21 protein-coding genes are annotated in these 19,224 nt (G+C 65.1%); 14 read left to right on the top strand and 7 right to left on the bottom strand.

Translation table 11 applies throughout. From position 1 onward, the window contains the following. Positions 1–21 precede the first annotated feature (21 nt). From A3M7_RS0142540 to hemC, 3 genes are all read left to right on the top strand, one after another. Positions 22–612 (top strand): TetR/AcrR family transcriptional regulator, encoded by a 591-nt coding sequence (locus tag A3M7_RS0142540; RefSeq protein WP_027549363.1) that lies wholly within the window; start codon positions 22–24, stop codon positions 610–612. Positions 613–665: 53 nt separating this feature from the next. After that, positions 666–2,291: a GMC family oxidoreductase gene (locus A3M7_RS0142535; protein WP_027549362.1), complete on the top strand. Its 1,626-nt coding sequence runs from the start codon at positions 666–668 to the stop codon at positions 2,289–2,291. 81 nt (positions 2,292–2,372) lie between these two features. Further along, entirely contained in the window at positions 2,373–3,353 is a 981-nt protein-coding gene (gene hemC / locus A3M7_RS0142530) for a hydroxymethylbilane synthase (RefSeq protein ID WP_027549361.1), read from the top strand. A gap of 284 nt (positions 3,354–3,637) precedes the next feature. Here hemC and hemE read toward each other — a convergent pair whose 3' ends face one another. Next, complete coding sequence (hemE, locus tag A3M7_RS0142525; RefSeq protein WP_027549360.1) at positions 3,638–4,672, bottom strand: uroporphyrinogen decarboxylase; 1,035 nt, start codon at positions 4,670–4,672, stop codon at positions 3,638–3,640. Positions 4,673–4,778: 106 nt separating this feature from the next. On the opposite strand from hemE, the gene A3M7_RS0142520 reads away from it, so the two are divergent. Further along, complete coding sequence (locus tag A3M7_RS0142520) at positions 4,779–4,994, top strand: hypothetical protein (protein WP_027549359.1); 216 nt, start codon at positions 4,779–4,781, stop codon at positions 4,992–4,994. A gap of 173 nt (positions 4,995–5,167) precedes the next feature. After that, a complete protein-coding gene (locus A3M7_RS0142515; RefSeq protein ID WP_027549358.1) occupies positions 5,168–7,072 on the top strand; it encodes a diguanylate cyclase in 1,905 nt (634 codons plus the stop codon). A 23-nt stretch (positions 7,073–7,095) separates the two neighbouring features. Here the strand turns inward: A3M7_RS0142515 and A3M7_RS0142510 are convergent, their stop codons facing one another. Together A3M7_RS0142510 and A3M7_RS45765 are read right to left on the bottom strand one after the other, a co-directional pair. Next, on the bottom strand, positions 7,096–7,314 hold the full coding sequence (locus A3M7_RS0142510; protein WP_027549357.1) for a SlyX family protein: 219 nt from the start codon (positions 7,312–7,314) through the stop codon (positions 7,096–7,098). After that, the gene (locus tag A3M7_RS45765) at positions 7,304–8,071 is read right to left on the bottom strand and encodes a rhodanese-related sulfurtransferase (RefSeq protein WP_084303028.1); all 768 of its coding nucleotides are present in this window, start codon (positions 8,069–8,071) and stop codon (positions 7,304–7,306) included. Before A3M7_RS45765 ends, A3M7_RS0142510 begins: the two co-directional genes overlap by 11 nt. A gap of 209 nt (positions 8,072–8,280) precedes the next feature. Here A3M7_RS45765 and ggt point away from each other — a divergent pair, with 209 nt between their 5' ends. After that, the gene (ggt, locus tag A3M7_RS0142500; RefSeq protein WP_027549356.1) at positions 8,281–9,867 is read left to right on the top strand and encodes a gamma-glutamyltransferase; all 1,587 of its coding nucleotides are present in this window, start codon (positions 8,281–8,283) and stop codon (positions 9,865–9,867) included. Positions 9,868–9,952: 85 nt separating this feature from the next. Next, positions 9,953–10,417 carry an FKBP-type peptidyl-prolyl cis-trans isomerase gene (locus A3M7_RS0142495; RefSeq protein ID WP_027549355.1) on the top strand — a complete coding sequence of 155 codons (465 nt, stop codon included), beginning with the start codon at positions 9,953–9,955 and terminating at the stop codon, positions 10,415–10,417. 162 nt (positions 10,418–10,579) lie between these two features. Here the strand turns inward: A3M7_RS0142495 and A3M7_RS0142490 are convergent, their stop codons facing one another. Further along, on the bottom strand, positions 10,580–10,798 hold the full coding sequence (locus A3M7_RS0142490) for a CsbD family protein (RefSeq protein ID WP_011085193.1): 219 nt from the start codon (positions 10,796–10,798) through the stop codon (positions 10,580–10,582). Between the two features lie 126 nt (positions 10,799–10,924). On the opposite strand from A3M7_RS0142490, the gene A3M7_RS0142485 reads away from it, so the two are divergent. The 3 genes from A3M7_RS0142485 (at position 10,925) to A3M7_RS0142475 (ending at position 12,530) form a co-directional block, all read left to right on the top strand. After that, entirely contained in the window at positions 10,925–11,437 is a 513-nt protein-coding gene (locus A3M7_RS0142485; RefSeq protein ID WP_011085194.1) for a cupin domain-containing protein, read from the top strand. 131 nt (positions 11,438–11,568) lie between these two features. Further along, positions 11,569–11,997, top strand: coding sequence for a VOC family protein (locus A3M7_RS0142480; protein ID WP_027549354.1), 429 nt, complete (start codon positions 11,569–11,571; stop codon positions 11,995–11,997). A gap of 44 nt (positions 11,998–12,041) precedes the next feature. Then, on the top strand, positions 12,042–12,530 hold the full coding sequence (locus tag A3M7_RS0142475) for a VOC family protein (RefSeq protein WP_027549353.1): 489 nt from the start codon (positions 12,042–12,044) through the stop codon (positions 12,528–12,530). A gap of 161 nt (positions 12,531–12,691) precedes the next feature. Here A3M7_RS0142475 and A3M7_RS0142470 read toward each other — a convergent pair whose 3' ends face one another. Both A3M7_RS0142470 and A3M7_RS0142465 read right to left on the bottom strand, forming a co-directional pair. Further along, positions 12,692–13,816 carry a hypothetical protein gene (locus A3M7_RS0142470; protein ID WP_027549352.1) on the bottom strand — a complete coding sequence of 375 codons (1,125 nt, stop codon included), beginning with the start codon at positions 13,814–13,816 and terminating at the stop codon, positions 12,692–12,694. 2 nt (positions 13,817–13,818) lie between these two features. Further along, the gene (locus tag A3M7_RS0142465) at positions 13,819–14,520 is read right to left on the bottom strand and encodes a FecR domain-containing protein (RefSeq protein ID WP_027549351.1); all 702 of its coding nucleotides are present in this window, start codon (positions 14,518–14,520) and stop codon (positions 13,819–13,821) included. 218 nt (positions 14,521–14,738) lie between these two features. Between A3M7_RS0142465 and A3M7_RS0142460 the strand changes: the two genes are divergently transcribed. Next, entirely contained in the window at positions 14,739–16,001 is a 1,263-nt protein-coding gene (locus A3M7_RS0142460; RefSeq protein WP_027549350.1) for a phospholipid carrier-dependent glycosyltransferase, read from the top strand. Positions 16,002–16,059: 58 nt separating this feature from the next. Here the strand turns inward: A3M7_RS0142460 and A3M7_RS0142455 are convergent, their stop codons facing one another. Then, entirely contained in the window at positions 16,060–16,701 is a 642-nt protein-coding gene (locus tag A3M7_RS0142455; RefSeq protein WP_027549349.1) for an OmpA family protein, read from the bottom strand. A 555-nt stretch (positions 16,702–17,256) separates the two neighbouring features. Here A3M7_RS0142455 and A3M7_RS0142450 point away from each other — a divergent pair. From A3M7_RS0142450 to A3M7_RS0142440, 3 genes are all read left to right on the top strand, one after another. Beyond that, entirely contained in the window at positions 17,257–17,502 is a 246-nt protein-coding gene (locus tag A3M7_RS0142450; RefSeq protein ID WP_027549348.1) for a hypothetical protein, read from the top strand. 123 nt (positions 17,503–17,625) lie between these two features. Beyond that, positions 17,626–17,880 carry a hypothetical protein gene (locus A3M7_RS0142445; protein WP_027549347.1) on the top strand — a complete coding sequence of 85 codons (255 nt, stop codon included), beginning with the start codon at positions 17,626–17,628 and terminating at the stop codon, positions 17,878–17,880. A gap of 115 nt (positions 17,881–17,995) precedes the next feature. Further along, a complete protein-coding gene (locus A3M7_RS0142440; RefSeq protein ID WP_027549346.1) occupies positions 17,996–19,159 on the top strand; it encodes a winged helix-turn-helix domain-containing protein in 1,164 nt (387 codons plus the stop codon). Positions 19,160–19,224 lie beyond the last annotated feature (65 nt).

Below are 19,224 nucleotides of genomic sequence, written 5' to 3'. Positions count from 1 at the left end.
GAATTGGATTAGACGACACTCATGGCGAAACAGGCGGAGCGGAGGGCGGCGACATCGGAGGCGATCCTGACGGCGGCGCGCCGCCTGTTCGGGACGCAAGGCTTTGCCGCCACCACCATGGACGAGATCGCGGAGGGGGCCTCCGTCGCCAAGGGTGCGGTCTATCATCACTTCAAGACCAAGGAGGCGGTGTTCGAAGCCGTGTTCGAGCAGGTCTCGCGCGACCTCGTTGCGGAGATCGACAGCACCGCGCGGGCCGAGAAGGACGTGCTCGCCGCGATGGTCGCGGGCACCCAGCATTACTTCGCAGCGACCGCCAAGGGCCCGACCGGCCAGATCATCCTGCGCGACGGCCCGGCCGTGCTCGGCTGGGAGCGCTGGCGCGAGATCGATGCCGAGCATTTCGGCGGCAAGCTGCCGCGCGCGATCGCGGCCGCCATGGAGGCCGGGCTGATCGCGCGGCAGCCGGTCGAGCCGCTGGCGCGGCTGTTGCTCGGCGCGGTCACGGAGGCTGCGGTCGCCTGCGCCGGACGCGCCGATATCGCAAGGGCGGGCGCGGAATATGCCCGTGCGTTCAAGTCGCTGGTCGAGGCGCTGCGTCTGCGCGCATGATCGTGGTAAGCCACGAACGGAAACGCCCACACCAACAAGAACACTGGCAAGACATGACCGCAAACTCCTCTCTCGCACCAATCGATCCCGAATTCGACTACATCATCGTCGGCGCCGGTTCCGCCGGCTGCGTGCTCGCCAACCGCCTGTCGGCGAATGGAAAGCACAGCGTGCTGCTGCTCGAGGCCGGCCCGAAGGATTCCAACATCTGGATCCACGTGCCGCTCGGCTACGGCAAACTGTTCAAGGAGAAGACCGTCAACTGGATGTACCAGACCGAACCGGAGCCCGAGCTGAAGGGGCGCCAGGTGTTCCAGCCGCGCGGCAAGACGCTGGGTGGCTCGAGCTCGATCAACGGCCTGCTCTATGTTCGCGGTCAGCACGAGGACTATGACCGCTGGCGTCAGCTCGGTAACACCGGCTGGGGCTATGACGACGTGCTGCCCTATTTCAAGAAGGCCGAGAACCAGTCGCGCGGCGCCGACCAGTATCACGGCAGCGGCGGGCCGCTGCCGGTCTCCAACATGATCGTGACCGATCCGCTGTCGAAGGCCTTCATCGACGCCGCGGTCGAGGCCGGTCTGCCCTACAACCCTGATTTCAACGGCGCCACGCAGGAAGGCGTCGGACTGTTCCAGACCACGACGCGCAACGGCCGCCGCGCCTCGACGTCGGTCGCCTATCTCGGCCCGGCGAAGACGCGCGGCAATCTCAAGATCGAGACCGAGGCGCTCGGCCAGCGCGTGCTGTTCGAGGGGCGCCGTGCCGTCGGCGTCGAATACCGGCAAGGCGCGCAGCTGCGCCGTGCCCGCGCACGCAAGGAGATCGTGCTGTCGAGCGGCGCCTACAATTCGCCGCAGCTGCTCCAGCTCTCCGGCGTCGGTCCCGCCGATCTGCTGCGCAAGCACGGCATCGATGTCGTGCTGGATGCGCAAGGCGTCGGCCACGATCTCCAGGACCACATGCAGGTCCGCATCGTGATGCGCTGCTCGCAGAAGATCACGCTCAACGACACCGTCAACAACCCGATCCGTCGCACTTTGGCCGGCGCGCGCTACGCGCTGTTCCGCAAAGGTTGGCTGACGATCGCGGCGGGCACGGCCGGCGCGTTCTTCAAGACCAGCCCGCGGCTCGCTTCGCCCGACATCCAGGTCCACTTCCTGCCGTTCTCGACCGACAAGATGGGCGAGAAGCTGCATGACTTTTCCGGCTTCACCGCCTCGGTGTGCCAGCTGCGGCCCGAAAGCCGCGGGTCCTTGCGCATCCGGAGCGCCGATCCGACCGTGCCGCCGGAAATCCGCATCAACTACATGTCGACCGAGACCGATCGTACCACCAACGTCGAGGGCCTGAAGATCCTGCGCAAGATATTGAATGCGCCGGCGCTGAAGCCGTTCGTCGTGGGTGAGGTCGATCCCGGGGCGAAGGTATCCACGGATGCCGAGCTGCTCGATTATTGCCGCGAGCGCGGCAGCACCATCTACCATCCGACCTCCACCTGTCGTATGGGCAACGACGCGCTCGCGGTGGTGGACCAGCGGCTGAAGGTGAGGGGGCTCGAAGGCCTTCGCGTCGTCGACGGCTCGATCATGCCGGACCTCGTGTCGGGGAACACCAACGCGCCGATCATCATGATCGCCGAAAAGGCCTCCGACATGATATTGGAGGATGCGCGGTAGAGCATGATCCGGAAAAGTGGGCACCGGTTTTCCGACAAGATCATGCTCAAATAAGACAACGCGCAGTGAAAGGACCAGGACTTGGCTACTCGACTCAAGATCGGCACACGCAAGAGCGCGATGGCGCTGGCACAGACGGAAGAGATCGCGCGCCGCCTGACCGCCGCCGTGCCCGATCTCGAGGTCGAGATCGTCAAGTTCGACACCACGGGCGATCTCGACCAGACCAGCAAGCTTTTGCCGCATGGCGGCAAGGGCGGCGCCTTCGTGGCGCAGATCCGCGCCGCCGTGCTGTCGGGTGAACTCCAGGCGGCGATGCATTCGCTGAAGGACATGCCGGGCAACGAGGACACGCCCGGCCTCGTCATCGGCGCCACGCTGTCGCGCGATCCGCCCAATGACGCGCTGGTGCTGCGCGACGGCGTGACGCTGGAAGCACTGCGCCAGTCGCACGGCAAGGGGTTCAAGATCGGCACCAACGCGGTGCGTCGCGCGGCCTATGCGCGGCGGCTGTTTCCTGATGTGGAGGTCATCCACTTCCGCGGCGCCGCCGACACGCGCGTGCGAAAGCTCGACAACGGCGAGAAGCAGCGCCTGCCGGATGGCGGCGCGGTGGGGCCGGCCGATGCGCTGATCATGGCGCGCTCCGGCCTCGATCGCGTCGGCCTGGCGGGCCGCATCGCCTACGAGTTTACGCCGGCGGAGATGCTGCCGGCGGCAGGGCAAGGCATCGTCGCGGTCGAATGCGCCGCGCAGGACTGGCAAACGCGAAAAATCCTGTCATCGATCGACGATCCCGCCGCGCATGCCTCTGCCGATGCCGAGCGCGAGGTGCTTTGGGTGCTGAACGGCCACTGCAATTCGCCTGTCGCGGGCTTCTCGACCATCGCAGGCGGTCAGATGTCGCTCACCGCCTCCGTGCTCGACCTCTCCGGCAACACCATCATCGAAGCCTCGCGCACAGGCCCCGCCAACCGGCCCCGTGAGCTCGGCCGTGCGGTGGGTCTCGATCTGCTGACGAGGGGCGCTGCCGAGATCATCGAGCGCAGCCGGCCGCGCTAGCCTGCTGCAAAACGATCGTCGGTGCGATCATGGCATCGTGCGCCTGTCTTGCCCGACGTGTCAAACGCCCCTTGTGAGTCGAACAATGCTCGGCTCAGATTTTTCAATGACTTGTCTACTGTGCATGGGGTTGTTTTCGCGGATTTATAATTTCATGGTTCGAGGCGCGCCGTAAGACGGCGCTCCTCACCATGAGGTCTGGGGTGTCGCCGCAGAACGAGACCTCATCCTGAGGAGCGCGCTCTTGCGCGCGTCTCGAAGGATGGCCGCAACGAGACCGCCCCTTACCCCCGCACCCGCTTCAGCATCTGCTCGACATGGGCGATCGGCGTTTCCGGCTGGATGCCGTGGCCGAGATTGAAGATGAAGCGCCCTTGCGCAAAGTTCGCCAGCACGTTGTCGATCGCGCGGTCGAGCGCGGCGCCACCGGTAATGAGCACCAGCGGATCGAGATTGCCCTGCACCGCGACGCGTGATTGCACGCGCTCGCGGATGAAGGCCGGCTCCGCGGTCCAGTCGATGCTGACACCGTTGACGCCGGTCGCCTCGACGTAACCCGGCAATTGCGCGCCGGCGCCGCGGGGGAAGCCGATGATCTTCGCGTCCGGCAGCTTCGCGCGTACGCCCTCGATGATGCGCCGCGTCGGATCGACCGACCAGCGCGCGAACTCGGCGGGCGGCAGCACGCCGGCCCAGGTGTCGAAGATCTGCAAGGCATCGGCGCCGGCTTCGAGTTGCGCCAGCAGATACTCGATCGAGTTGTCGACCAGCACGTCGATGATCTTCGCAAACGCGTCCGGATGCCGGTAGGCCATCATCCGCGCCGGGGCCTGGTCGGGCGTGCCGTGGCCCGCGACCATGTAGGTCGCCACCGTCCACGGGGCGCCGCAGAAGCCGATCAGCGCGATCTTGGGATCGAGCGCGCCGCGCACGATCTTCAAGGCCTCGAACACCGGCGCGAGCTTGCCGAAGTCGGCGCGCGGGGCGAGCGTTCCGACCTTCGCGGGATCATCCAGCGGCTCGAGCCGCGGACCTTCGCCGACCTCGAAGCGCACGGAGCGGCCGAGCGCGTAGGGGATCACCAGGATGTCCGAGAAGATGATCGCCGCGTCGAAGCCGAATCTCCGGATCGGTTGCAGCGTGACCTCGGCCGCAAGTTCCGGGTTGAAGCAGAGATCGAGGAAGCCGCCGGCCTTGGTCCGCACCTCGCGATATTCCGGCAGGTAGCGGCCGGCCTGGCGCATCATCCACATCGGCGGGATGGCTTGGCGCTGGCCGGAGAGCACGTCGATGAAAGGCTTTGTCGCAGACTGGGGCACGAATGGTCCTGAGCAAGGTTACGGCTCCTGATACACCGCGGCGGCCTTCAGCGGAACAGGGGAACAAGCCCAATTGGGCTGCGTTGACCAACCAATGGAGGAGATCATGGCTGAGTCATTCAATCCCGCGCCGCACGACAAGCACGCCGACGATCTGCATGAGGCGCTGGCCGCCGATCGTCATGCCAAGCTCGATACCGGGCTCAAGGACAGCTTCCCGGCGTCCGATCCCGTGAGTGCCGCCCAGCCGACACCCTCGAAGGCCGATGCGGACGCCGACAATCCCTCGCTCTGGGACAAGGTTAAGGCCATCTTCAGCTAGCGGGAGCGGAGCCGGAATCCGATAGGTTCGCTAATACCCTGTTAGCGATGCGCTGATCCTTGCGTCCGTAGGACTACGGGAAAGCGCAGGTATCGCGGTGTATTTCGGCAGTCATTTCAGAGTTCAATAATAGAAGCGGCAGAGTTTCCGAAACGATCGGAGAATTCTGCCGCATGAGCGCTGCTACCCAAAGAGCCGGATGGAGCCGCCTGCCGCTACGCGCGGCGGCGTTTGTCGTGCTGACCTGCGCGACCATCCTCGGCGTCAGCGCCTGGCGGGAATGGGCCGCGCGCGACGCGGTGCTCAAGGGCGCCGAGACCGAGATGGCGAACGTTGCGCGATCGCTGACGCAGCATGCCGAGGACAGCCTCGATCTGCTCGATTCCGGCGTCGTCGGCGTCGTCAGCCGGCTGGAGATGGACGGCACCGAACCCGCCACGATCGCCAAGCTCAGAAACCTCATGGAGGTGCGCAAGAAGGCGACGGAGCGCGTGCACAGCTTCGCCATCATCGACGACCAGGGTAACTGGCTGACCTCGCCCGGCACGATCGGCTCGACGCTCAGCGACGACGCGTTCTTCCGCCATCACCAGCTCTCCCCGAAACGAGAGGCCCATCTCGGCCGTCCCGTGAAGAGCCTGCTCGATGGCGAATGGGTCCTCACCCTGTCGCGCCGCTTCAACAAGGCGGACGGCAGCTTTGGCGGCGTGGTGCTCGCGACCATCAGCTCCGGATATCTGTCCCACTTCTACGAGCAGTTCGAGATAGGCCGCAACAGCTCCGTCGCGCTGACACATGGCGATGGCCTGATCGTCGCGCGCTACCCGAGCAACGAGAAGTTCGTCGGACGCAGCGTCGCCGACAAGCCGCTGTTTCGCAACCCGAGCCTGCAAGGGCCGAGCGGTGCCTATCACTTCAAGTCGCCGCTGGACGGCGCCGAACGCGTCAGCTTCTTCAAGCGCTCTGGCCGCTATCCGTTCTTCCTGCTCGCCACCGTCGACAAGGACGAACTGCTGGCGCCCTGGCGCGCCGCCGCGATTTCCCGCATGCTCTATGTCCTCGCGCTGGTCATGCTGATTGCGATCATCGGCGCGGTGCTGGTGCGGCAGTTGCAGCGAGGCCAGCGCATGGCCGCGGCCCTGATCGAGAAGGAAGCCCATTTCCGCCTGCTCGCCGAAGGCTCCAGCGACATGGTGACCCGTATCGGGCTCGACGAGCGGCTGCGCTACGTCTCTCCCTCGTCGGTCCGCGTCGTCGGCTGGCGGGCCAACCAGCTGATCGGAACGCCCGCACTCGCGGGCGTTCATGCGGACGACCTGCCGCAGGTCCAGGCCCTCGTCGATGCCATGAAGCGCGGCGAGAAGGATGAAGTGCGCGTCACCTATCGCAACTCGCACCGTCAGAAGGGCGAAGTCTGGCTCGAATCGACCATGCGGGTGACACGCAAGGACAACGGCAACGTCGACGGCGTGGTCGCGATCTCGCGCGACATCACCGAGCAGAAGACGCTGGAAACCAGGCTCGAGACGCTCGCGACCGAGGACAGTCTCACCGGGCTTGCCAACCGCCGCTGCTTCGACGACCGGCTGAACGATGAATGGGCGCGCGCCTATCGCGACCGCTCCAGCCTCGCCTTGCTCATGATCGACGTCGACCATTTCAAGGCCTACAACGACGAATACGGCCATCCCGCGGGCGATGCCTGCCTGCGCGTGGTCGCAAGGATCCTCGCGGCCGAGATGCACCGCGCCGGCGATCTGGCGGCGCGCTACGGCGGCGAGGAATTCGCCATGCTGCTCCCCAATACCGATGCGGCCGGCTGCGCCCGGATCGGCGAGCGGATCCGCGAGGCCATTCACCAGGCGGGCCTCGTCCACGCCTCGAGCCCGATCTCGGCATCTGTGACCGTCTCGCTTGGCGGCGCGACCTGCCGGCCGGCGTTCGAGCGCACCGCAGGGTTCGCCTCGCTGGTGGAGGCCGCCGATCGCGCGCTCTACGCCGCCAAGGATACGGGCCGTGACCGTCTGATGATGTCGGGCGAGGTCGTGAACCTGCTGCCCAAAGCGTCCGGTCAGTAATGGCCGTCCAGCAGTAATATCGCTCAATAATGCGGCGGGCGCTCGCTGGCGGGTCCCGGCGCATTCGTCTCGGCCTCCTGCAGCCGCTCGTTGAGCTGTGCGATCTGCCGGGTCAGCGCGTCGATCTGCTTCCACTGCGCGGTGATGGTCTGGTTCAGCGTCTCGATCGTATCGTCCTGATAGGCGAGGCGCGTCTCCAGCGTGTCGATGCGTTCGCTCAGCGTCTTGATCTCATTCGTCACGTGTCGCGTCCTTGTCCCGTTCCCGCAGGCCAAGTTCCTGCAAACCATGGCCGAGCGCGACGCGCTCGTCGAACACGAAGCATTCGCCGCGCCAGCGGCTCTGCGCCTCCGGCACTTCCTCCAGATATTTCAGGATGCCGCCCTTGAGGTGATAGACCTCGGCAAAGCCGCGCGCGAGCAGGTGCGCGCTCGCCTTCTCGCAGCGGATGCCTCCGGTGCAGAACATCGCGATCCTGCGGTGTTTTGCCGGATCGAGCTGTTCGGCGGCAAAATCCTTGAACTGCCCAAAGCTCTTGATACCGGGATCGACCGCGCCCTCGAACGTGCCCATCGCCACCTCGAAGGCGTTGCGGGTGTCCAGCACCAGCGTGTCCGGCGCTGCGATCAGCGCGTTCCAGGCGGCGGCATCGACATAGGTGCCGACCTGGCGCGTCGGATCGGCAGCTGCGTCCCCGAGCGTGACGATCTCCCTCTTCAGCCGCACCTTGAGCCGGCCGAACGGCATCGCCTCCGCGTTCGAGAATTTCAGTTCGAGATTGTCCAGCCGGCCGCCGAACAGGGTGCCGTGCGCGAGCTCATGGGCAAGGGCGTCGATCGCCTCCGGCGCTCCCGCAACCGTGCCGTTGATGCCCTCCTGCGCCAGCAGCACGCTACCCTTCAGCGCCAGACCAGCGCAGAACGCGCGCAGCGGCTCGCGCAGCTCGCGGTAATCGGGCAGGGCGGCGAATTGGTAGAAGGCGGCGACCTTGTGGATCATGGCGGCTCGTTTAGCAGGCGGCCGCCGCCCAGAAAACCCGCATGGCCCCGGACGGCAAAAGGTCTCTACGCCCAGCGGATGGCAGCCATTTCGCTGGTATGCCAGCATTGCCCCGGCGGGCCGGAATGTGTCATGTAGGCCCGGTTTTTCCAAGACGGCGCGCCCTCCGCGCCGACGGCCCAAGAGAGCCCTGAGAGAGCAAAACTTCGATGAGAAACTTCCATTTCCCCGGCAGGTCCACGGTCCACGCCACCAACGCGATGGTCGCGACCTCGCATCCGCAGGCCTCGCTGGCCGCGATCGAGGTGCTGCGCGAGGGCGGCACGGCGGTGGACGCGGCGGTGGCCGGCTCGGCCCTGCTCAGCGTGATCGAGCCGCAATCGACCGGCATCGGCGGCGACTGCTTCGCGCTGATCCAGCCGCGCGGCGAGGGCAAGATCATCGCCTATAACGGCTCCGGCCGGGCGCCGAAGGCGGCGAACGCCGACTGGTATCTCGAGCGCAAGATCAATTCCGTGCCGCTGACCTCGGCGCACGCGGTCTCGATTCCCGGCGTGATCGACGCCTTCGCGACCGTGCTGCGCGATCACGGCAAGTTCGGCTTCGACCGCCTGCTCCAGCCCGCGATCAAGGCGGCCGAAGAGGGCTACGTAGTCGCGCCCCGCATCGCGTTCGACTGGAAGAACCAGTTCGAGAAGCTGAAGGGTGGCACCAACACCGTGCGTTACCTGCTGCCGGGCGGCAAGCCGCCGGTGGCCGGCGACGTCATACGCCAGGCCGAGCTCGGCAAGACGCTGCGCGCGATCGCCAAGGACGGCCGCGACGCCTTCTACAAGGGAACGGTCGCGGAAGACATGGTCGAGACCCTGCGCGGCATCGGCGGCCTGCACACGCTCGACGATTTCGCCGCGCACACCACCGAGACGACGACGCCGATCGGCACCAATTACAAGGGCCACGACGTCTGGCAGTGCCCGCCGAACGGCCCGGGCGTCACCGCACTGCTGATGCTCAACATCCTGTCGCGCTTCGACCTGACCAAGTATGCGCCGCTCAGCGTCGAGCGCTTCCATCTCGAAGCCGAATCCGCCCGCATCGCCTACATGAACCGCGAGATGCATGTCGCCTCTCCCGAGCACATGAAGATCAACGTCGCAGAGATGCTCGAAAAGGGCTTTGCCGACGAGTACATCAGCAAGATCCGCATGGACGGCATGCTCGACTTGCCGAACGTCGCGCCGCCGATGAACCCCTCGACCATCTACATCACTGTCGTGGACAAGGACCGCAACGTCTGCTCGTTCATCAATTCGGTCGCGCATTCCTTCGGCTCGGCGATCGTCTCGAACAAGACCGGCGTCTTGTTCCAGAACCGTGCCGGTGGCTTCCGCATCCAGCCGGGCCATCCGAACTGCATCGAGGGCGGCAAGCGCCCGCTGCACACGATCATGCCGGGCCTGCTCACCAAGGGCGGCCGTTCCACGATGTCGTTTGCGGTGATGGGCGGCCAGTACCAGCCGACCGGCCAGACCCATCTCCTGACCAACATCCTCGACTATGGCTGCGACGTGCAGGAGGCGATCGACATGCCGCGCGGCCTGCACTACGAGGGCCAGTACCAGCTCGAGGACAGCGTGCCGGCTGACATCGTCGAAGGCCTGAAGAAGCTCGGGCACAAGACCACGAGCGTGGTCGGGCCGCTCGGCGGCGCCCAGGCGATCTGGATCGACTGGGACAAGGGCACGCTCACCGGCGGTTCCGACCCGCGCAAGGACGGCTGCGCGCTCGGCTACTGAGCGAGGCCCAGAGCTGCAAACGTTACGGCTGGAAACCGCACCCGCGTTGCGCTAGACACCTCCCGCCTCAAACGGAAGGCGTCTCATGCAGCGTGTCCAGCGCGTGCTCCTCGTCATCATGTCGGCACTCGCGATCACCGTGATCGCCAGCGTGTCCGATTTCGTTTCCACCACGGCCTCGGCCCAGACCGCAGGAAAGACCATGACCACAGCTTCAGGCTTGCAAATCATCGACACCGCCGTCGGCACCGGCGCCTCGCCGCAGCCCGGCCAGATCTGCGTGATGCACTATACCGGCTGGCTCTATGAAAACGGCCAGAAGGGCAAGAAATTCGACTCCTCGGTCGATCGCAAGGAGCCGTTCGAGTTTCCGATCGGCAAGGGCCGCGTGATTGCCGGCTGGGACGAGGGCGTCGCCTCGATGAAAGTCGGCGGCAAGCGCACGCTGATCATTCCGCCGCAGCTCGGCTACGGCGCACGCGGCGCCGGCGGCGTGATTCCGCCGAACGCGACGCTGATGTTCGATGTGGAATTGCTCGCGGTGAAATAATCTACACCCGTCATTCCGGGATGGTCCGGAGGACCAGACCGCAGGTGCGCATTGCGCACCGGGGTTTCTCGAGGTTCCGGGTTCGCTTCGCGCCCCGGAATGACGGTGCAAACAAAAAGACCGGCCCTGCGGCCGGTCTTTTCGCTTTCAGTCTGACGCGCGTCACTCTGCCGCGCGCCTTGCCGCAGCCGCGGCGCGATCGATCGCTTCCTTCGCGGCGTCCTTGGCATCGCCCATGGCCTGCTGGCCCTTGCCCTTCACTTCCTGGACCACGCCTTCGCCCTTCAGGCGGTCGGAGCCGGTGGCTTCGCCGATGCCCTGCTTGGCCTTGCCGATCGCCTCGTTGGCGTTGCCTTTGATCTTGTCGGTCGTGCTACCCATGAAACTCTCCTTCCAGTTCTATCGCGGGGACAACACGGGGCGACTGCGAGCGTTCCTTTTTTGGTATGGCTTGATGCCGCGGCTTTGGTTAGTTTGCCGCGCACGGAACCAACAGAAAGCAAGATCATGACGGGCCATGACCACACGCATTCCCACCATGCACACGATCATGACGATCGCTGGAAACATGACGGCGTGCGCGTCATTCCCGGCAACCAGCTCGATACGAACGTGCCGTCGACCGCTGGCATGGATCGCGCGGCCGCCATCAACTTCGCCCGCGTCGGCGCGCAGAAATTGTGGGCGGGCACGGTCAGCATCAAGCCGGACGCCAAGACCGGCGCGCATCACCACGGCCATCTCGAAAGCGTCATCTACGTGGTGAAGGGCAAGGCGCGGATGCGCTGGGGCGAGAGCCTGCAATTCACCGCGGAGGCCGGCCCGGGCGATTTCATCTTCGTTCCGCCTTACGTGCCGCACCAGGAGATCAACGCCAGCCCCGACGAGGTGCTGGAATGCGTGCTGGTGCGCAGCGACGGCGAGGCGGTGGCGATCAATCTCGACATCGAGCCGGTCGAAAAGCCCGAGACGGTGCTGTGGATCGATCCGGTGCACCGGGACCCGAACGAGAAGAAGTAGGCCCGGCGCGGGCCTGCCGGTTCTGCGCGACAGAACCACGGCAGGCGGGCCAGAAAAAAATATCCGGAAGCCGTGTCGGATGGCCGTCTGCCCGTCCGTCCTTGGGCAGAACCCCGCCCAAGGAGCTTCCGATGCCCAAGATGATCTTCGTCAACCTGCCGGTGACCGATCTCAAGCGCGCCACGGCCTTTTATGAGGCGGTCGGCGCGGTCAGGAACCCGCAGTTCTGCGACGATACGGCGAGCTGCATGGTCTTCTCCGAGAGCATTTTCGCCATGCTCCTGACCCACGACAAGTTCCGCCAGTTCACACCCAAGCCGATCGCGGATGCGAGGACCTCGAACCAGGTGCTGCTCTGCCTGTCCGCGGACAGCCGCGACGAAGTCGACGCCATTGTCGGCAAGGCCGAGGTCGCGGGCGGGGTGGCCGATCCCAGCCCGAAGGATGAGTACAGCTTCATGTACGGCCGCAGCTTCGAGGATCCGGACGGCCATATGTGGGGTGTGAACTGGATGGACATGGCAGCCTTCGCCGCGCAGTCCGACATGGCGAACGCCTGATCGAAAATCCGAGAGCATTGAAAACCTGAAGAGGAGCGTTCTCCATGTCCAAGCTCGTGCCCTGCATGTGGTTCAACGGCGATGCCGAGGAAGCCGCGAAGTTCTACGTCTCGCTCGTGCCGAATTCGGAGATCACGCATGTCCAGCGCAACGTTTCGGACAATCCCTCCGGCAAGGAAGGCTCCGTGCTCGTCGTCGAGTTCACGGTGGCCGGGCAGCCCCTGGTCGCGCTCAACGGTGGCATGAAGACGGAGTACACCCACGCGATCTCGCTGATGATCCATTGCGACGATCAGGCCCAGGTCGACAGCGTCTGGAATGCGTTCCTGGCCCATGGCGGCAAGGAAGAGCAGTGCGGCTGGCTCAGGGATCGCTGGGGCGTGGCCTGGCAAGTGGTGCCGAAAGTGATGTTCGAATTCCTGTCGAGCCCGGACCGAGCTGCGGCCGCGCGCGCGATGCAGGCCATGTTGAAGATGGTGAAGCCGGATGTGGATGTCCTGCGACGTGCGTTCGAGGGCAAGTCGGCGGCGTGAAGGCGCATGCCCGCGCCAGCTACTCACTGTCATCGCCCGGCTTGACCGGGCGATCCAGTACTCCGAGACGGCGCGGCTAGAATCGAGAAGCCGCGGCGTACTGGATGCCCCGCATTCGCGGGGCATGACACCGAGTGTGGAACTGCTGACGCACGCGTCCGCTAATAATTGATCCTTAGCCCCACGCCGCCATGGATGGTGTTGCCGACCGGCTGCGGGCCGAGCGTGCCGTTGGCGAAGACGTCCACGATCCAGCCCTTGGACACGCGGAAGCCGAGGCGGCCGCCATATTCGAACCAGCCCTGGTTGCCCATCGTCGGCACCACCAAGCCGTCGCCAGTCACGGTGGCGACGATGCCGCTATGGCTGGCGAACGACTGTACCCAGCCGCCGTTGATATTGGCCTCGATGTTGCTGCCGTAGAGATGGGTCCACTGGCCGCCGATCTTGACCAGGCTGGTGCGATCGGTGCCGGTCGCAATGGTGGCGTCGAACGGATTGAACGCCACCGCGCTGTCCGAATAGCCGGACACGCGCTGCCAGAGCTGCCAGACCTCGATCGAGGCGGCGACCTCGTCGCGCGGCGAGACGCGGCTCATCCAGCCGGCGCGCCCGTAGACGGCGTAGTTCGATGCGTTGGTCGAGCCCGTGACGCTCACCGGGCCGAGGTTGGTGTTGTAGCTGCGCGTGTAGCGCGCCTTCTCCCACGGCGTCAGGATCGTGCCGACGTCGAAGAACGGGCGCGACGAGCCCCAATCGGTGAAATCGTAGCGCAGCGCGAAGGCGCCGATCGGCGCGCTGGTGATGTTGTAGCCGCCCTCGTTGTACTGCGTGTAGGCGATGCCGGCGAGCAGCGACAGATTGTTGGTCAGTTCCTTGCGGCCGTGAATGCCGGCCGAGAACGAGCCGGCCGAGCCGAACGCGCTGATGCAGTCGCTGCAATTGACCTGCTCGTTGACGCCGAGCAGCACCGTGCCGAGCACCCGGTTGGTGATCATCTGGTTGAAGCGCTGGTCGGCGAGGCCTCCGACCGAATTGCCGCTGGAATCGGCGCCGGTCGGGCCGGTGCTCGGTGACGGAAACGGCGATGGTGACGGATATGGCGAGGGTGATGGGGACGGCGACGGCGACGGCGACGGGCTCGACGTCGGCGAGCAATCTGTCTCGCAATTGGTCAGGGTTACGGTCGCGGCCGAGGCCGGCTGCACACCCCATGTCAGTGCCACTATGCCCATGGCCATCAGCGCGGCGGCAGGAAGCAGGTCGCGGACGCGGAGCGTTGCCATCGTCAGCGCCCACACAGCATGCCGTCGTCATTGACGGCGGGCGTGACGGTCGGTGAGGCGTCTGCATATTGGCTGACCGAGCACAGCCCGGCATTCGCGGCGCAGGTCGCGGCAAACGTCCAGGGCGGCGTGTTGGTCTTGCTGATGCTGACCTTGCCGCCGGTCGAGGTGATGATCGCGGTGTCGCCGGGCTGGGTCAGCTGCACGCACTGGAAGCTCAGCGTGCAGACGCTGGCCGCGCCGTCCTGGAGCACGACGACGGAGCGGCCGCGCTGGGAGAGAATGTCGAGCGTGGTGCCGCGCACGCCGATGGTCGCGAGCGGCGTCGTGATCTTGTAGGCGGCCTTCTCGGAATGTCCGGTGACGAAGCGGAATGCGCCGGTGGTCATGCGGATCGCGACGTCGCGATAGCTGTGCTCGTCGTTGAAGACGGTGCGGTCGAGCTTCAGCGTTGCACTCGGTCCGAGCGACAGATTGGTGCTGTCGGCCATGACGAAGCGCGCCGCGCTGTCGGCACCGGTGCGCACGGTCTCGTCGCGCAGCATGCTGTCGCCGACATTGATCGGCGTCGCGGTCGCGGCCACGCGCACGACCTCGTTCTGAATCACGACGGCTTCGCCGACGCGCGTCTGCGCCTGTGCGCCAGACGCCACGCACAATGCGGCCGAGAGCAGTGTTGGGAAAAGCCAGAAACGCAAATTCATTTCGCAACCGATCGATGGGTCCCTGATCGTACCGGATCGCGCGCGCTTGCGATGTGGCGAAATTATCACAAGCGGCGCGGTCGTGCGCTATGCTTAGTGACAGTTGCGGCAGAATGCGTTCAATGAAAAGCGCCATCCATAGTTTTCTCCGCGGTGAAGCAGATTTGCCACGCAAAACATCCCCACAACAGCCGCTCGAAACATCCGCGGTTCCGAAAATGTCGCGGAGCGCAGTGATTGCTGTCGCAATTTTCCTGGTGGCGCATCTGGCGCTGCTGATCGGTCTCACCACGCCGGAGAAATTCGTTTTCGATGAGGTGCACTATGTGCCGGCCGCGCGACAGATGCTGGCACCCGTGATGTCGCAACCGATGCTCAATCCGATGCATCCGCCGCTGGCCAAGGAGCTGATCGCCGCCTCGATCGCGACGTTCGGCGACAACGCGCTCGGCTGGCGCTATCCGGCGACCCTGTTCGGCGCGCTCGCGATCGTCGCGATCTATCTGTGCGGCCTCGCGCTGTTCGCTGCGCAAGGGCCCGCAATCGCCGCGGCGCTGATCGCGGCCTTCAACCAGATGCTCTACGTGCAGGCGCGCATCGCGATGCTCGACATCTTTGCGCTCGGCTTCGGACTGCTCGCGACCGCCGCCTTCATGCATGGCTTTCGCAGGGAGCGGCCGCATGCGCTGTTCGCGGTGGCAGGCTGCCTGTTCGGCTGCGCTGCAGCCTGCAAATGGAGCGGCCTGTTTCCGCTCGGCATCTGCATCGTCATCGTCGCGGTGATCCGCCTGATGCAGGGCTGGCGCACGCTGTTCGCCGACGCGAGGCCGGACGATTGGTATCGGCCCGACCTCTGGCCCGACTTCAGGACGCCGCATGTCGCGCTCTGCTTCGCCGTGCTGCCGGCGATGACATATCTTGCCACTTTCGTTCCGCTCTATGGATTGTCGCTGCCCGATCTGATCGAGGCGCAGCGCCGGATCTTCGCCGACAACACCACCACCGCGATTGCCGGCCACACTTACATGAGCTCGTGGCCATCCTGGCCGCTGCTCGCCCGCCCGGTGTGGTTCCTGTTCGATAAGACGGCGGAGGACAGCGTGTCGGCGATCGTCTTCCTCGGCAACCCGCTGGTGCTGTGGCCGGCGCTGGCTGCGCTCGCGATCGTGCTGCGCGACGTCGTCGTCGCGCGGCGCTGGGATGCGTTCCTGATCGCGGCGTTCTATTTCGGCCCCTGGCTCGCCTGGGCGCTGCTGCCGCGCACGCTGGGTTTCATCTACTACTATCTGCCGGCCGCGACCGTGGCGTCGCTTGCGCTTGTCTATGTGCTGCGCAGGAACGGCCTGCCGCGCTGGCTGCTGTGGGCCTATGTCGGCCTCGCCGCGATCGGCTTTGCGATCATGCTGCCGATCTCCGCGGCCTTCATCGGAACGTCGATGCAGGGCTTCAACCGGCTGATGCTGTTCCAGGGCTGGATATGAAATCGCCGCCTGCACCATCATGGCAGGCGGCGTGTTTCGTGTGGCGATTAACTGAAAATCATTTCGACGCGGTCTTGGTGTCCATATTGACGACCTGGACGCGGCGGTTGATCGGGTCGGCGCCGTTGGCGGTATCCTTCAGCTTGGTCTTGCCGTAGCCGACGGTGACGAGATCGGTGCCGTTGAGGCCGTAGTTCTGCACCAGGTACTTCTTGATGGTGTCGGCCCGGCGTTCGGAGAGCCCTTGATTGTACTCTTCGCCGCCGATCGCGTCGGTGTGTCCGGCGACCACGAAGGTCGAGCCCTTCAGCGCCGGGTCGGAGAGCGCCTTGCCGAGCGCCTGCACCGACGGCACCGACGTCTTGGCGATGTCGGCCGAGTTGTAGTCGAATTGGATCTCCAGATCGATCTTCGGCTTGGTCGCCGCAAGCTCGGCGATCTGCTCGCGCTCGCCGGTCGAGAGCGACCGGGTCGAGCGATTGCGCACGGTGTTCAGGAACGTCGTTTCCTTGGCCTGCACCGTGGGATCGGCCTGCGGACCGGCGGAGAGGCCGCGCGTCACCGGCTTCGGCTTCAACGCATCCAGGATCTGGTTGGCAGAGACGTTGTTGTCGCCGGCGAAAGCCAGGCCCGCCGTCATCGACAGCGCGGCCGTGAGCGTAATCGCCTTCAGTCCAAAAAACTTATCAAGACGGGTCATTGTCGTATCCTCGCTGTTACGCCTGATGGCGATTTGATGCTGCGAGCGTAGGGCAGGTTCAAAAGCCCTGATGTGATCCTCGTCACATTGGAAGCAGCCGCTTCCGTGGTTATCCTGGCGTGTTTTACGGCGATTCCGGTGTGAGATCGGGCAGCCAGTGCTCCGCGCCGAGGACAGGCGCGACGAGGTGAACTGCAATTGTCGCGCCGGCTTCCGTGCGGGTTCGAAGCGCCGGAATCCTGGCGTGATCCAGATCACATTGGTGAGCTGCGGCCGGGCTTGGTCCGGGCTTGGTCCGAACTTGGCGGGCGAAAGTCCAGCCTCGTGCCGAAGCGGGGGCTCCCCGTTCGCTTGCGGAAGCCTGTGCACACCGATGGTCGCAAAGCCGTCTCCGCAGGGCCCGCTCGCGAACAAGTTTTCGGCCAGATGCACGCCTAGCAGAGTTTCGCCACCAACCGCCGACGAAGGGGAGCCGAGTTCCATCCAGTGCCGAGGCCGAGTGATTATCAATCCCACCGCAGTGGCCCGCCGGATCGGACTGTGTCCCTGAGCTCCATGCCCATCTATATCGGCGCGGCGATGATCGCAGTGGCGATCCTGCTGTCGACCCTGATCACGGGGATGACCTCCCGCTATGTCGGCCTCGACGGGCCGAATGACGAGAACATGTGGCTGGTCGACCGCCTCACCGGCAGCGTCTATCGCTGCCAGGCGGAGGGGCGCGGCAAAGCCTCGTGTGAGCCCGATATCGCCACCGGCAGCCTCAGCGATCGGCCCAGAGCGCCGAAAGACGGCCGTTGAGGCCCTTCGTCTTCGCAGCGCAGCAAGAAAATTGTCTTCTCCGCGAAACGTCTGAGCGAGAGAATGCGTAATTGCGAAGGCCGGCATGACGCCGGTTTCGTTTTACGGAGGAGATTTTTTCCAATGAAGATCTTGCTCACCACCGCAGCCTTTGTCGCGTTCACTCTTTCCCTGTCCCCCGCATCGGCCGCGATGATGGCGTGCACCAAGGACAACATGATGAAGTCCGCCGCCATGATGGGCGGCACGGCCGACACACCGGCCAAGATGGCGTCGAACAAGGAAATGGCCATGGCCAACACGGACATGAGCAATGGCAAGATGAAGAGCGCCTGCATGCACTACATGAAGTCGCAGAAGGCCATGACGGCGAAGTAGGCGCCGGCCATGTCAAACAGCCGCGCTGTCAGCAGATGGCAGCGCGGCATTTTCTTTTGTTGTTCCTGGTCCGCTTCTTTCTCCCGGCGCGAATCCCGCTACATTGCGTCCTGCAATGTCACGCGCGCCCAAACCGCTCCCACTCACCACCACACAGGCTCGGCAGATCTGGCTGCACGCCCAGCGGCTGGATGAGCGCACCCCGTTCGGCGAAGGTGCGCAGGCCGTTGCGGACGCGACCGCTCATCTCGGCTACGTGCAGATCGACACCATCAACGTCATCGAGCGCTGTCACCACCACATCCTGTTCAGCCGCATTCCGTCCTACCGCCGCGCCGATCTGCGCCAAGCCCAGAGCGTCGACAGAAGCGTGTTCGAATACTGGACCCATGCGCTGTCCTACATCCCCTCGAACGATTTCCGCTTCTTCCTGCCGGCGATGCGCGAGCACCGGCGCGAAGGGCACCGATGGTTCGCCTCGGTGAAGCCGGCCGATACGCGCAAGGTGATGCGGCTGGTGCGTGCCGGGCCGCTGACGATCCGCGACATCGAGGATGACGTGCTCACCGAGAAGGAGCATCTGTGGCAGAGCCGCAAACCCTCGAAGCGCGCGTTGCAGCTTGCCTTCTACACCGGCTCCGTGACCATCAGCGAGCGCCAGGGCATGCTCAAGACCTACGAGCTGATGACGCGTCATTTCGGCTGGGACAAGCTGCCGAAACCGGCGTCGGCAAAGGACATCACGGCCTATCTGCTCGATCGCGCGCTGCGGTCGCAGGGCGTGGTGAGTCTCGATTCGGTCTGCCATCTCGACGCGCCGAGCAAGAAGGCGGTCGCGCGCCTGATCGCCGCGCGCGTGCGTCGCGGCGAGCTCGTCCCTGTCGCGATCGATGGCGCCAAGCAGGAGCATTGGGCGGCGCCCGCGGTGCTGGAGGCCGGCGGCGAGGGGCCATCGCCCGATCTCGTCCACATCCTTTCGCCGTTCGATCCCCTGATCATCCAGCGCAAGCGCACCAACCTCATCTTCGGCTACAATCATCTGTTCGAGGCCTATGTGCCGAAGGCCAAGCGCAAGCTCGGCTATTTCGCGCTGCCGGTGCTGGTCGGCGACGAGATCGTCGCCGCGCTCGATCTCAAGACCGACCGGCAGGCCAGGAAGCTCTTGATGCAGAAATGGACGTGGGTCGGGGAGGGGAGGAAGACCGCGGGGCGCAAGGAGCTCAAGCGTGTGATCGAGGAAGAGCTCGATCGCTTCGAGCGGTTTCAGCTCGCGGAGTGAGGGGCGCTCGCCGTGGCGCCGGTCTCGTAGCGTGGATTAGCGAAGCGTAATCCACCACTTCTCGT

Origin of the sequence: Bradyrhizobium sp. WSM2254, assembly GCF_000472645.1 — a bacterium.
Taxonomy (GTDB): domain Bacteria; phylum Pseudomonadota; class Alphaproteobacteria; order Rhizobiales; family Xanthobacteraceae; genus Bradyrhizobium; species Bradyrhizobium niftali.
Note: the sequence above shows the minus strand (reverse complement) of the source record. Positions and strands in the feature narration are given on the sequence as shown.